At 70.3% G+C, this 13,761-nt stretch carries 11 protein-coding genes; all 11 read left to right on the top strand.

From position 1 onward, the window contains the following. Positions 1-33 precede the first annotated feature (33 nt). A complete protein-coding gene (locus tag ACFSNB_RS09350) occupies positions 34-309 on the top strand; it encodes a succinate dehydrogenase assembly factor 2 (RefSeq protein WP_377315910.1) in 276 nt (91 codons plus the stop codon). Continuing rightward, positions 306-3,791: a transcription-repair coupling factor gene (mfd, locus tag ACFSNB_RS09345; RefSeq protein ID WP_377315909.1), complete on the top strand. Its 3,486-nt coding sequence runs from the start codon at positions 306-308 to the stop codon at positions 3,789-3,791. Before ACFSNB_RS09350 ends, mfd begins: the two co-directional genes overlap by 4 nt. A 69-nt stretch (positions 3,792-3,860) precedes the next feature. After that, entirely contained in the window at positions 3,861-5,066 is a 1,206-nt protein-coding gene (locus ACFSNB_RS09340) for a pyridoxal-phosphate-dependent aminotransferase family protein (RefSeq protein ID WP_377315908.1), read from the top strand. Positions 5,067-5,139: 73 nt separating this feature from the next. Then, the gene (locus ACFSNB_RS09335) at positions 5,140-6,285 is read left to right on the top strand and encodes a lytic murein transglycosylase (RefSeq protein ID WP_377315907.1); all 1,146 of its coding nucleotides are present in this window, start codon (positions 5,140-5,142) and stop codon (positions 6,283-6,285) included. Between the two features lie 43 nt (positions 6,286-6,328). Then, positions 6,329-7,342, top strand: coding sequence for a septal ring lytic transglycosylase RlpA family protein (locus ACFSNB_RS09330; protein WP_377315906.1), 1,014 nt, complete (start codon positions 6,329-6,331; stop codon positions 7,340-7,342). Positions 7,343-7,413: 71 nt separating this feature from the next. After that, positions 7,414-8,604: a D-alanyl-D-alanine carboxypeptidase family protein gene (locus tag ACFSNB_RS09325; RefSeq protein ID WP_377315905.1), complete on the top strand. Its 1,191-nt coding sequence runs from the start codon at positions 7,414-7,416 to the stop codon at positions 8,602-8,604. 182 nt (positions 8,605-8,786) lie between these two features. Next, the gene (gene tmk, locus ACFSNB_RS09320; protein WP_377315904.1) at positions 8,787-9,416 is read left to right on the top strand and encodes a dTMP kinase; all 630 of its coding nucleotides are present in this window, start codon (positions 8,787-8,789) and stop codon (positions 9,414-9,416) included. Next, on the top strand, positions 9,413-10,519 hold the full coding sequence (locus tag ACFSNB_RS09315) for a DNA polymerase III subunit delta' (RefSeq protein ID WP_377315903.1): 1,107 nt from the start codon (positions 9,413-9,415) through the stop codon (positions 10,517-10,519). The genes tmk and ACFSNB_RS09315 overlap by 4 nt, the downstream gene beginning before the upstream one ends. 48 nt (positions 10,520-10,567) lie before the next feature. Next, positions 10,568-12,121, top strand: a complete 1,554-nt coding sequence (gene metG / locus ACFSNB_RS09310) for a methionine--tRNA ligase (RefSeq protein ID WP_377315902.1) — start codon at positions 10,568-10,570, stop codon at positions 12,119-12,121. Between the two features lie 75 nt (positions 12,122-12,196). After that, a complete protein-coding gene (locus ACFSNB_RS09305; protein ID WP_377315901.1) occupies positions 12,197-12,970 on the top strand; it encodes a TatD family hydrolase in 774 nt (257 codons plus the stop codon). Then, positions 12,967-13,752, top strand: a complete 786-nt coding sequence (locus tag ACFSNB_RS09300; protein ID WP_377315900.1) for an MBL fold metallo-hydrolase — start codon at positions 12,967-12,969, stop codon at positions 13,750-13,752. The genes ACFSNB_RS09305 and ACFSNB_RS09300 overlap by 4 nt, the downstream gene beginning before the upstream one ends. Positions 13,753-13,761: the final 9 nt, after the last annotated feature.

Here is a 13,761-nt window from a genome sequence, read left to right as displayed (position 1 = left end):
TCCGGCTCTGATCCCGACGCAATCCCGGACGTCATGGCCGATTCCGAGTCCCCCCGCTTCAAACGCCTGCTGTTTCGCGCCCATCACATGGGCTCGAACGAAAACGACATCCTGTTCGGCCGCTTCGCCGCCCGGCGGCTGGCCGAGCTGAGCGAAGAGCAACTCGACCGGTTCGAGGCGCTGCTGGCCCAGCCCGACAGCGACCTGTTCGACTGGGCCACCGGCAAGCAGAAGGTGCCGGAGGCGCTCGACCATGACGTGATGGCGATGATCCGCTCGTTCGTACAAACCGAAGCCGCCAACCCTTGACCCTGGTTCCCCCCGTTCCGTCCCAGCCCGGCCGGGTCGCCCTGGCCGGCGTTCCCGAAGGGTATGACGCCCTGGTGCTGGCCGGTCTGGCCCGCGCCCATCCCGACCGCGACTTCCTGTTCGTCGCCCGCGACGACGGGCGGCTGGCGCGGATGGCGGAATTGCTGGGCTTCTTCGCTCCCGAACTGACCGTGCTCGATTTCCCGGCGTGGGATTGCGTGCCCTATGACCGGGTGTCGCCCCATGTCGAGGTGGTGACGCGGCGGATCGACACCCTGGCCCGGCTGGCCGGGCGCGATCCGGGGGGCGCCGGCGTGGTGGTGCTGACCACGGTGGCGGCGCTGGCGCAGCGGGTGCCGCCGCGCGAGGCGCTGGCCCGGGCCAGCCTGACCGTGGCGCCGGGGCGGCGGGTGCCGTTGGCCGAGCTGACCGCCTTCCTCGACCGCAACGGCTATGTCCGCGCCGACACGGTGATGGAATCCGGCGAATATGCGGTGCGCGGCGGCATCGTCGATCTGTTCCCGCCCGGGGCGGCGGCGCCGCTCAGGCTCGATTTCTTCGGCGACGAGGTCGAGACGGTGCGGGCGTTCGATCCGATCAGCCAGCGCAGCACCGGCGCGGCCGAGGGGTTCGTCTGCCGGCCGGTCAGCGAGGCGATCCTCGACGAGGCCTCGATCGCCCGTTTCCGTGCCGGCTATCGCGAGCGGTTCGGGGTGGTGCAGGGGCCGGACCCGCTGTATGAGAGCATTTCGGCCGGGATCAAGTTCGCCGGCCAGGAACATTGGCTGCCGCTGTTCCATGACGGGCTCGACAGCCTGTTCGCCTATCTGCCCGAGGCGGTGGCGGTGCTCGACCCCCAGGCCGATCAGGCGCTGGCGGCGCGGCAGGCGCTGATCCTGGAATATTATCAGGCCCGCACCGGGCTGGAAGGGGCGGCGCTGGCCGAATCCGGGATGGTCTACCATCCGCTGCCGCCGCCGCTGCTCTATCTCGAAACCGAGGAATGGACCCGGCTGCTGGCGGCGCGGCCGGTGTTCGAGCTGTCGCCGTTCGACCGGGTCGAGGCCAATGCGGCGGCATTATGCGACTTAGGCGGGCGAATCGGGCGCGATTTCGCCGAGCTGCGCACCCGCCCCGGCGTCTCCCTGCATGACGGCGTGCGCGAGCGGATCGAGGAAGAGCAGGCGGGCGGGCGGCGGGTGGTGCTGGCGGCCTGGAGCGCCGGTTCGCGCGACCGGCTGGTGGCGGTGCTGGCCGAGCATGGCCTCAAGCGGATCGTCGCGGTCGAGGGCTGGGCCGAGGCCGCCGCGCTGTCGGCCCGGCAGGTGGCGGCGGTGGTGGTCGGGCTCGATCACGGCTTCGTCACTCCCGATCTCGTGGTGATCACCGAGCAGGACATCCTGGGCGACCGCCTCGCCCGGCCGGCGCGCAAGAAGAAGAAGGGCGCCAGCTACATCGCCGAAGCCCAGGCGCTCAGCGAGGGCGATCTGGTGGTTCATGTCGAGCACGGCATCGGCCGCTATGACGGGTTGGTGGCGCTGGAGGTGGCCGGGGCGCCGCATGATTGCCTGCGGGTGATCTATGACGGCGGTGACAAGCTGTTCGTCCCGGTCGAGAACATCGAGGTGCTGACCCGGTTCGGCTCGGAGCAGGCCGGGGTGGCGCTCGACAAGCTGGGCGGCACCGCCTGGCAGGCGCGCAAGGCCAAGCTCAAGAAGCGGATCCGCGACATCGCCCAGCAACTGATCGCGGTGGCGGCGGAACGGCAGGTGCGGCAGGCGGAAAGCCTGACCCCGGCCGAGGGCGCCTATGACGAGTTCTGCGCCGGCTTCCCCTGGGCCGAGACCGACGACCAGCTCCGCGCGATCGAGGAAACCATCGCCGACATGGGCTCGGGCCGGCCGATGGACCGGCTGATCTGCGGCGATGTCGGCTTCGGCAAGACCGAGGTGGCGCTGCGCGCCGCCTTCGTCGCCGCGTTGCAGGGGTTGCAGGTGGCGGTGGTGGTGCCGACCACCCTGCTGGCCCGTCAGCATTTCCGCACCTTCTCCGCCCGTTTCGCCGGCCTGCCGGTGCGGGTGGCGCAATTGTCGCGGCTGGTCACCGCCAAGCAGGCGGCCGAGACCAAGGCCGGGCTGGCCGAGGGCACCATCGATCTGGTGGTCGGCACCCACGCCTTGCTGGCCAAGACCATCGGCTTCAAGCGGCTGGGGCTGCTGATCATCGACGAGGAGCAGCATTTCGGCGTCGCCCACAAGGAACGGCTCAAGCAATTGCGCGCCGACGTCCATGTGCTGACCCTGACCGCGACGCCGATCCCGCGCACGCTGCAACTGGCCCTGTCCGGGGTCAAGGAGATGAGCGTGATCGCGACGCCGCCGGTCGATCGGCTGGCGGTGCGGACCTTCGTGCTGCCCTACGATCCGGTGGTGCTGCGCGAGGCGATCCTGCGCGAACGCTATCGCGGCGGGCAGGTGTTCTATGTCTGCCCGCGCCTCGCCGACATCGACCGCGTCGCCGAGCGGCTGGCCCGGCTGGTGCCGGAAGTCAAGACGGCGGTGGCGCATGGCCGCCTGTCGCCGTCCGAACTCGAAGAGGTGATGGTCGCCTTCGGCGATCGGCAGTATGACGTGCTGCTTTCGACCAACATCGTCGAATCCGGTCTCGACATGCCCAGCGTCAACACCCTGATCGTCCATCGCGCCGACATGTTCGGCCTCGGCCAGCTCTACCAGTTGCGGGGGCGGGTCGGGCGCGGCAAGGTGCGGGGCTACGCCTATTTCACCCTGCCGGCCGAGACGGTGCTGTCGAAGGCGGCGGAGAAGCGGTTGCAGGTGATGCAGACGCTGGATTCGCTCGGCGCCGGGTTCCAGCTCGCCAGCCACGATCTCGACATCCGTGGCGCCGGCAACCTACTGGGCGAGGAACAGTCCGGCCATGTCCGCGAGGTCGGGATCGAACTCTATCAGCAGATGCTGGAAGAGGCGGTGGCGGCGGCCAAGGGCGGGGCCGAGACGGTGGCGGCCGAGGAATGGTCGCCCCAGATCACCCTGGGCAGCCCGGTGCTGATCCCCGACACCTATGTCGCCGACCTGCCGGTGCGGCTCGGGCTCTATCGCCGCATCGCCGCGCTCGACACCCAGCCCGAACTCGACGCCCTGGCGGCCGAATTGATCGACCGTTTCGGCCCCTTGCCGCCCGAAGTCGAGAATCTGATCGAAGTCGTGGCGATCAAGGCGCTGTGCAAGCAGGCCGGGATCGACAAGGTCGATTCCGGGCCGAAGGGGGCGGTGGTGTCGCTGCGCGGCAACGTCTTCGCCAACCCGGCCGGGCTGGTGCAGTACGTCGCCCGCGCCGCCGGCACCTGCAAGATCCGCCCCGACCACAAGCTGGTGTTCCTGCGCGACTGGGACGACCCGGCCAAGCGGGTCAAGGGCTTGCGCTCCATCGTTACCAAGTTGGCCGAGCTGGCCCGGGCCTGATCCGCGCGCCTTTTTCGCGCGCGGGTCGGGTTTCGACCGGCGTTTGTTTCTTCTGACCCAGGACTGCAAATGCATTACCCCAAACCACCCGAGATCATCCCGCTCGACAACATCCTGCCGGACGAGCCGCTGTTGATGATGGGGGCCGGCCCGGTGCCGATCCCGCACAAGGTCGCCTCGGCCAATTCGGTGGTGATCAATCACCTCGGCGACACGATGAACCGGGTGATCGAGCAGGTGAAGATCATGGCCCGCTACGTGTTCCAGACCGAATCCGGCCATGTGCTGGGCGTGTCGGGACCGGCCTCGGCGGCGATGGAGATGGCGGTCTGCAATCTGGTCGAGCCCGGCACCAAGGTGCTGTCGATCCGCAACGGCCTGTTCAGCGGCCGGCTGGTCGAGATGGTTCACCGGGTCGGCGGCGACGTCACCGTGCTCGAAATCCCCGACAAGCAGGCCGCCGCGCCGGAGATGGTCGAGCGGGCGCTGAAGGAAGGCGGCTACAAGGTGCTGACCGTGGTTCAGGGCGAGACCTCGAACACGGTGTGGAACCGCCATCTGGCCGAGATCTGCCGCCTCGGCAAGGCCTATGGCTGCGTCAACATCGTCGATACCGTCTGTACCCTCTCCACCATGGAGCTGGAGATGGACGAATGGGGGGTGGACGCGGTGATCACCGGCGGCCAGAAGGGGCTGTCCTCGATCCCCGGCGTGTCGCTGATCGCCTTCTCCGACGAGGCCTGGGCCCGGATCGTCGCCCGCAATGCGCCGATGAGCCACTGGTGCCTCGACGCCCGCCTCGCCGACAAGTTCTGGAACCAGCAATCCTACCATTACACCGCGCCGGTGTCGGGGGTGCTGGCGCTGCATGAGGCGCTGCGGCTGATCTGCGAGGAAACCCTGCCGGCCCGCTTCCGCCGCCACGCCGTCTGTTCGGCGGCGTTGCAGGCCGGAATCGAGGCGATGGGGCTCGATTTGCTGATCCCGGCCGAGGCCCGCCTCAATTCGGTGGTCGGCATCAGCGTGCCGGACGGGGTGTCGGCCGACCGGGTGCGCCACATCATGTCCCAGCTCTACCGGGTTGAAATCTCGGGCGCCTTCGGCCTCAACATCCTGCGCATCGGCCAGATGGGCGAGCAGAGCCGCACCCATCACCTGTCGCGCACCCTGCACGCGCTGGGCGCGGCGATGCGGGTGGCCGGCGGCCGGGTCGATCCGCCGGCCGGGATGGCCGAGATGGAGCGGGTGCTGGCCTCCAACGTGGTGCGCAACTAGCCGGCCGACGGCCCGGTTCCGGCAGAGTCCGGAACCGGGCCGCCACGCGCGGGACGAGAAAAGGAGCGGAAGGATGAGCGGCAGACAGCGACGGCCGGAACGGTCGGGACGGATCCTGGCGAGAACCGCCCTGGCGCTGCTGACGGTGGCCGGGCTGCCCGGCTGCGTCGGCACCGCCGACGCCGACGCGGCGCGGCCCGCGGCGCCGGTGGGCGAGGCCCCCGCGCCGGTGGTGCCGGCGACCGCCGCCCCGGTGCCGGCCCCGGCCCCGCCGCCGGTGGCGGCCCTGCCCGACGTGCCGCCGCCGCCTTCGCCCGAAGTGTTCGCCGCCTTCCTCGACGAGGTCGGGCGCGAGGCGGTGGGGAAGGGGATCAGCCCGGCCACCGTCTCCGCCGCCTTCGAGGGGGTGCGCCACATCGACCGGGTGATCGAACTCGACCGCAAGCAGCCGGAATTCACCCTGACCTTCCCGGAATACCTCGCCAAGGTGGTCAATCCGACCCGGGTGGCCGAGGGGCGGCGGCTGTATCAGGCCAACCGCGACCTGCTGGCGGCGATCGAGCGGCGCTATGGCGTGCCGGCCCGTTTCGTCGTCGCGCTGTGGGGGATCGAGAGCAATTACGGCCAGCAGATGGGCAACATGTCGGTGGTGGCGTCGCTGGCGACGCTGGCCTATGACGGCCGCCGCGCCAAATATTTCCGCGGCGAGCTGATGCAGGCGCTGCGGATCCTCGACCATGGCGACACCACGCCGAAGGCGATGATCGGCTCGTGGGCCGGGGCGATGGGCCAGTGCCAGTTCATGCCGACCACCTATCTGCGCCACGCGGTCGATTGGGACGGCGACGGCAGGCGCGACATCTGGACCAACCGCGCCGACGCTCTGGCCTCGGCGGCGCATTACCTCGCCGACGAGGGCTGGCGTCCCGAACTCGGCTGGGGCAAGGCGGTGACGCTGCCGGCCGGATTCGACACCAGCCTGATCGGCACCGACAAGCCGGCCCGCCCGGCCTCGGCCTGGGCCCGGCTCGGGATCGTCGCCGCCGACGGCGGGACGCTGGCCGGCGCCGGGGACGGGTTGCGGCTGGTGCGGCCCGACCCGGCCAGCGACGCCGCTTTCCTGGTCACCGAAAATTTCCGCACGGTGATGAAGTGGAACCGCTCGACTTTTTTTGCGCTGGCCGCCGGTCATCTTGCGGATCGGATCGCCGATCGTTAAGCTTCGCACCCGAATCGCGACAATGGTTGGGAAGGAACAGGGCATGCGCACCGCGCGGCGGGCTCGGGGGCTGACGCTGGTGATCGCGTCGGGGCTGCTGGCGCTGGGTGGCTGTGCCGGCTCGGGGCCGTCGCGGCCTTCCGGCGGCGGCGACGCGCCGGCGATCTCCTCCTCCGCCAGTCCCAATTACAAGATCGGCAAGCCCTATCAGGTCGGCGGGGTGTGGTACTACCCGCAGGAGGATTTCGACTACGACGAGACCGGCATCGCCTCGTGGTACGGCCCCGATTTCCACGCCAAGGCCACCGCCAACGGCGAGGTGTTCGACCAGGACGCGGTCACCGCCGCCCACAAGACCCTGCAACTGCCCTGCATCGCCCGGGTGACCAACCTCGAGAACGGCCGCAGCATCATCGTGCGGATCAATGATCGCGGCCCGTTCGTCAACGGCCGGATCATCGATCTGTCGCGCAAGTCGGCCCAGTTGCTGGGGATGGAAGGGAAGGGCACCGCCAAGGTGCGGGTCCAGGTCCTCAACGAGGAAAGCCGGGTCCTCGCCGGCAAGCTGCCGGCGGATTCCAACAACAACAACGAGCCCAAGGTCGCCGAGGCGGCGCCGCGCGGTTCGGTGTCGGCGGAAACCCTGCCGCCGCCGCCCGCCGCCCGCAGCGCGCCCCAGGCCGAGCCGCTGCCGCCGCCCGGTTCGGCCTCGTCCCAGGTCGCGTCCGCCCAGCCGGCTCAGCCCGCGCCTTCCGCCCGGCCGCAGCCGGTGGCGCTGACCCCGGCGGCGCTGGCCGGCCAGCAGGTGACGACCGAGCCGGTCCACGCCACCAATCTGTTCGTCCAGGCCGGGTCGTTCGGCCGCCACGACAACGCCCTGCGCCTGTCGGCGCGGCTGTCCGGTCTCGGCAACGCCCAGATCCAGCAGGCGACCGTGCAGGGCCGCACCGTGTTCCGGGTGCGGCTGGGCCCGATCGCCAGCGTCGAGGACGCCGACCGGATGCTGGCGGCGGTGGTCGCCGCCGGTCAGGCCGACGCCCGGGTGGTGGTGGACTGAGCCCCGCCCCCGGCCGTCCCGTTTCCGCCGCCGGTTCCCGGCTTTCTTTCGCAACTGACAGGTCGAAGACGTTGAAGACATCCCCGCTGTTCCGCCGGCCGCTGTTGGTGGCCCTGGTCGCCGCCTGCCTCGCCTGGGCTTCGGCCGCGTCCGCCCAGTCGATCGAAACCCCCGCCCGTCAGGCGATCGTCATCGATTTCGACACCGGCACCGTGCTGCTGGAGAAGAATGCCGACGAACTGATGGCCCCGTCATCGATGAGCAAATTGATGACGGTGTTCATGGTGTTCGAAAAGCTGAAGAGCGGGGCGTGGAAACCGACCGACATGCTGCCGGTGTCGGAATCCGCGTGGAAGCGGCATTACAAGACCGAAGGGTCGCTGATGTTCCTGCCGGTCCATTCCTCGGTCAGCGTCGATGACCTGCTGAAGGGCGTGGTGATCCAGTCCGGCAACGATGCCTGTTCGGTGCTGGCCGAAGCCTATTCCGGCAGCGAGGAGGCCTTCGCCGAGGCGATGACCCGCCGCGCCCGTCAGCTCGGCATGACCCATTCGACCTTCCGCAACGCCAGCGGCTGGCCCGACCCCGAACATCTGATGACCGCGCGCGATCTCGCGACCCTCTCCCGCCACCTGATCGGCGATTTCCCGGATTACTATCCGCTGTTCAGCCAGATGGAATTCACCTTCAACGGCATCAAGCAGGGCAACCGCAACCCGCTGCTCTACACCAGCGCCGGCGGCGGCGGCACTCCCGGCGCCGATGGCCTCAAGACCGGCCACACCCAGGCCGGCGGCTTCGGTCTGGTCGCCTCGGTCAAGCGCGGCGAGCGCCGGATCGTGATGGTGCTGAACGGCATGACCTCGATGCAGCAGCGCGCCGACGAATCCCGCCGGCTGGCCGAATGGGCCTTCCGCGAATGGGACCGCTACCCGCTGTTCCATGCCGGCGAAACCGTGGTGCCCGACGCCCCGGTGTGGATGGGCCAGTCCCATACCGTGCCGCTGGTGGCCCAGACCGATCTCGGCGTGACCCTGCCGCGCCGCGCCCGCGCCGAGATGAAGGTGTCGGTGGTGTTCACCGGCCCGATCCCGGCCCCGATCAAGGCCGGCACCCCGGTCGGCAAGCTGGTGGTCACCGCCCCCGGTCTCGCCGCCCCGATCGAGGCGCCGCTGGTGGCCGGGGCCGACGTCGCCCGGCTCGGCTTCGGCGGCCGGATCATCGAAACCATCGGCAACGCGTTCTCCAGCGCGCCGAAGTAAGCTGGCGGGCTGCCGCCCGCGCGCCTCGCGCGCGTAAACACACTGCGCGGGCTGCCGCCCGCGAGCCCGCCCGGGGCGATGCCCCGGACCCCCTTCTTTTTCGAAAAAGGGGGAGGTTTGGAGGCGCCAGCCTCCAAGCGGGCGCGGGCGGCAGCCCGCTTTTGATTGAGCGGAGGACAGGTTTGGGGCGGTTCATCACCTTCGAAGGCGGCGAGGGCGGCGGCAAATCGACCCAGACCGCATTGCTGGCCGAGGCGTTGCGCGCGCGCGGGCTGGAGGTGGTCACCACCCGCGAGCCGGGCGGCTCGCCCGGGGCGGAAGCGATCCGGGCGCTGCTGGTGTCGGGCGACACCGGGCGCTGGGACGGGGTGACCGAGGCGCTGCTGCATTTCGCGGCGCGGCGCGACCATCTGCGCGCCACGGTGTGGCCGGCGCTGGAACGCGGCGCCTGGGTGATCAGCGACCGTTTCGCCGATTCGACCCTGGCCTATCAGGGCTTCGGCCATGGCCTCGATCCCGAGCTGATCGGCACCCTCTACCGTCTGGCCGTCGGCCGCTTCGCCCCCGACCTGACCCTGATTCTCGACCTGCCGGTCGAGGACGGGTTGCGCCGGGCCGGGCATCGCGGCGGCGGCGAGGATCGCTACGAGCGGATGGGGCTCGATTTTCACCAGCGGCTGCGCCAGGGCTTTCTCGGCATTGCCGCCGCCCAGCCCAGGCGCTGCGCGGTGATCGACGCCGCCCAGCCGGTCGCGGCGGTGCATCGGGCGGTGCTGGAAACGGTCGAGGCCCGGCTGGAGCCGCCGGCGTGAGCGCGCTGGCGCCCCCGCGCGCCGCCGAACTGCTGCTCGGGCACGAGGCGGCCGAGCGGACCCTGCTTGAGGCCTGGGCCTCGGGGCGGTTTCCCTCCGCCTGGCTGATTTGCGGGCCGCGCGGGATCGGCAAGGCCACCCTGGCTTATCGGCTGGCCCGCTTCATCCTGGCCGGCGGCGGCGGGGTGGGGCAGGGGGACGGCCTGTTCGGGCCGGCGCCGCCGCCCGCGACGCTGGCGATTTCGCCCGAGCATCCGGTGTTCCGCCGCATCGCCGCGCGCGGCCATGCCGACCTCGAAATCGTCGAGCGCGGCTGGAGCGACGACCGCCAGACCAAGTTGCGCAGCGAAATCGTGGTCGAGGACGCCCGGGGGGTCGGCGCCTTCCTGGCCCTGACCCCGGCCGAGGGCGGCTGGCGGATCGTGATCATCGACGCCGCCGACGAGATGAACCGCAACGCCGCCAACGCGGTGCTGAAGGTGCTGGAGGAGCCGCCGCGCAACGCCCTGCTGCTGCTGGTGGCGCATTCGCCCGGGCGGCTGCTGCCGACCATCCGTTCGCGCTGCCGCCGGCTGACCCTGCGGCCGCTGGCCGAGCCGCTGGTCGAGGATCTGCTCGGCCGTGCCCATCCCGAACTGGCCGAGGCCGACCGCCGCGCCCTGGCCCGGCTGGGGGAGGGCAGCATCGGCCGCGCCCTCGGCCTCGCCGCCGGGGGCGGGCTTGATCTCTATCGCGAGATGGTCGGGCTGCTGGCCGGGCTGCCCCGGCTCGACCTGCCGGCGCTGCATGGCTTCGCCGACCGGATGGCCCGGCCCGAGGCCGGCGAATTGTACGCCACCGTTACCGAACTGTTCGGCTGGTGGCTGGCCCGGCTGGTGCGGGCCGGCGCGGCCGGGCCCGAGCCGGGCGGCGAGGTGGTGGCGGGCGAAGCGGCCCTGATGGGACGGCTGCATGCGGCGGCCAGCCTTGATCAATGGCTGGAGGTGTGGGAAAAGATCAGCCTTCTCTTCGCCCGCGCCGAAGCGGTCTATCTTGACCGCAAGCAGGTGGTGCTGGGGGCTTTTCTCACCGTGGAGCGACTCGCGCGTCGCGCGGCCGGCTAGCGGGCCGCCGGGGCGGCGTCCGCTCCACCCAAGGACGGAGGACCGCCGATGACCGGGGCCAAGGCTTTTTACGTCACGACGCCGATCTATTATGTCAACGACAAGCCCCATATCGGCCATGCCTACACCACCGTCGCCTGCGACGTGCTGGCCCGCTTCAAGCGGCTCGACGGGTTCGATGTCCGCTTCCTGACCGGCACCGACGAACACGGTCAGAAGGTCGAGAAATCGGCCGAGGCGGCGGGGATCACCCCGCAGGCGCTGGCCGATCTCAATTCGGCCAATTTCCGCGACCTCGCCGCCCGGCTCGGCGCCAGCAACGACGATTTCATCCGCACCACCGAGCCGCGCCATCATGCCGCCTGCGAGGCGCTGTGGACCACCCTGGTCGAGCGCGGCGAAATCACCCTCGGCCATTACGAGGGCTGGTACGCGGTGCGCGACGAGGCGTTCTACGGCGAGGACGAACTGGTCGCCGGCCCCAACGGCAGCCGCCTCGCCCCCACCGGCGCCCCGGTCGAATGGGTCAAGGAGCCGAGCTACTTCTTCCGCCTGTCGGCGTGGCAGCAGCGCCTGCTCGACTGGTACGAGGCCAATCCCGACGCGGTGGCGCCGGCCTCGCGCCGCAACGAGGTGATCAGCTTCGTCAAGGGCGGGTTGCAGGACCTGTCGGTGTCGCGCACCAGCTTCAAATGGGGCATCCCGGTGCCGGGCGACGAAAAACACATCATGTATGTGTGGATCGACGCCCTGACCAACTATATGACCGCGGTCGGCTATCCGGCCGGCGGCGCGCTGTTCGAGCGGTTCTGGCCGGTGGTCCATCATGTCGTCGGCAAGGACATCCTGCGCTTCCACGCCGTCTACTGGCCGGCGCTGCTGATGGCCGCCGGGCTGGAGCCGCCGCGCCGCGTGTTCGCTCATGGCTGGTGGACCAACGAGGGGCAGAAGATCTCGAAGTCGCTCGGCAACGTGATCGATCCGCTGGCGCTGATCGACACCTACGGGCTCGATCCGTTCCGCTTCTTCGTGCTGCGCGAGGTGCCGTTCGGCAATGACGGCGATTTCAGCCACAAGGCGATGATCGGCCGCATCAACAGCGAACTCGCCAACGATCTCGGCAACCTCGCCCAGCGGGTGCTGTCGATGATCGCCAAGAATTGCGGCGGGGTGGTCCCCACCCCCCAGCCCGATTTCACCGACGACGACCACGCCTTGCTCGGCGCCGCCGACGCGCTGCTGGCCACCCTGCGCGACGCGATCGACCGCCAGGCCTTCCACGAGGGCCTCGAGGCGATCTGGGTGGTGATCCGCGCCGCCAACGTCTATGTCGATCGTCAGGCGCCGTGGACCCTGCGCAAGACCGACCCGGCGCGGATGCAGACCGTGCTGTACGTGCTGGCCGAGACCATCCGCGCCGTCGCCACCCTGCTGCAACCCTTCATGCCGACCTCGGCCGGGCGGCTGCTCGATCAGGTCGGGGTGGCGGAGCAGGGCAGGGGGTTCGACCGCTTCGGTCCCACCGGCCGCCTGACCGCCGGCACCCCCCTGCCGGCGCCGCAGGGGGTGTTCCCCCGCTTCGTCGAGCCGGAAACGCCTTAAAAAGCAACGGGTTCCAAGGGCCTTGCGGCCCTTGGCGGGTGTGGGCGGCGCCCACGCAATCAAGGGGTTGGTGCCATGCTGGTCGACAGCCATTGCCATCTCGATTTTCCCGATTTCGCCGCCGAACTGGACGAGGTGGTGGCGCGGGCGGAGCGGGCCGGAATCGGGCTGATGCTGAGCATCGGCACCCACCTGTCGCGCCACGCGGCGGTGCTGGCGGTGGCGGAACGCTTTGCCTCGGTCTATTGCACCGTCGGCCTGCATCCGCACGAGGCCGGCAACGAGGAGGCGACGGCCGAGCGGCTGCTGGCGCTGGCCGACCATCCCAAGGTGGTCGGCCTGGGCGAGACCGGCCTCGATTATTACTACGACAAGAGCCCGCGCGAGGCGCAGCGGGCGGCGTTCCGCGCCCATATCGCCGCCGCCCGCCAGAGCGGCCTGCCGCTGGTGGTGCATACCCGCGATGCCGACGAGGACACCGCCGCGATCCTGGAAGAGGAGAGCGCCCTGGGCCCGTTCGGGGCGGTGATCCATTGTTTCAGCGGCGGCCCGGCCCTGGCGGAACGGATGCTGAAGCTCGGTTTTTACCTGTCCGCCTCGGGGATCATGACCTTCAAGACCGCCGAGGCGCTGCGCGAGACCTTCGCCGCCGTGCCGCTCGACCGGCTGCTGGTCGAGACCGACGCCCCCTATCTCGCCCCGATTCCCCATCGCGGCAAGCGCAACGAACCGGCCTATGTCGCCCTGACCGCCGCCCGGCTGGCCGAGCTGAAGGGGGTTTCCCCCGCCGCGCTGGCCGAGGCCACCACCGCCAATTTCCACCGCCTGTTCCCCCGGGTGGCGGGATGAGGATCACCATTCTCGGCTGCGGCGGCGCGGCGGGGGTGCCGGGGATTTCGGCGGGGTGGGGGCGGTGCGATCCCAACGAGGACCGCAACCGCCGCCGCCGCGCCGCGATCCTGGTCGAAAGCGCCGCCGGCACCCGGCTGCTGGTCGATACGCCCCCCGATCTGCGCGCCCAGTTGCTCGATGCCGGGGTGCGGCGGCTCGACGCGGTGGTGTGGACCCACGACCATGCCGACCATCTGCACGGGCTCGACGATCTGCGCGAGATCAACCGCGTCACCCGCGCGTTCCTGCCGGCCTGGGGCAGCGCCGAGATGCTGGCCACCGCGCGCGAGCGGTTCGGCTATGCCTTCGAGCCGCTCGATCCCGGCTATCAGGGGGTGATCTACCGGCCGATGCTGGAGCCCCGCATCGTCGCGGGGCCGTTTGAGGTCGGCAACCTGACCGTGCGGCCGATCGATCAGGATCACGGCTATTGCCGCTCGCTCGGGCTGCGGATCGGCGATGCCGCCTATTGCACCGACGTGGTCGAATTCCCCGAAGAATCGCTGCCGGCGCTGGAGGGGCTCGATTTGCTGATCGTCGGCTGTCTGGTCGACGAGCCCCACCCGACCCATGCCGATGTCGGCAAGGTGCTGGCCTGGGTCGAACGCTTCCGGCCGCGCCGCACCGTGCTGACCCACATGGGGTCGCGGCTCGATTACCAGACCCTGCGGCGCCGATTGCCGCCCGGGGTCGAACCGGCCCATGATGGCATGGTGCTGGAGCTGCCCGACCCGGCCTGAACCGAGAGC

Origin of the sequence: Phaeospirillum tilakii (assembly GCF_042683125.1) — a bacterium.
Classification (GTDB): Bacteria; Pseudomonadota; Alphaproteobacteria; order Rhodospirillales; family Magnetospirillaceae; genus Phaeospirillum; species Phaeospirillum tilakii.
This window is presented reverse-complemented; position numbering and strand designations above follow the sequence as displayed.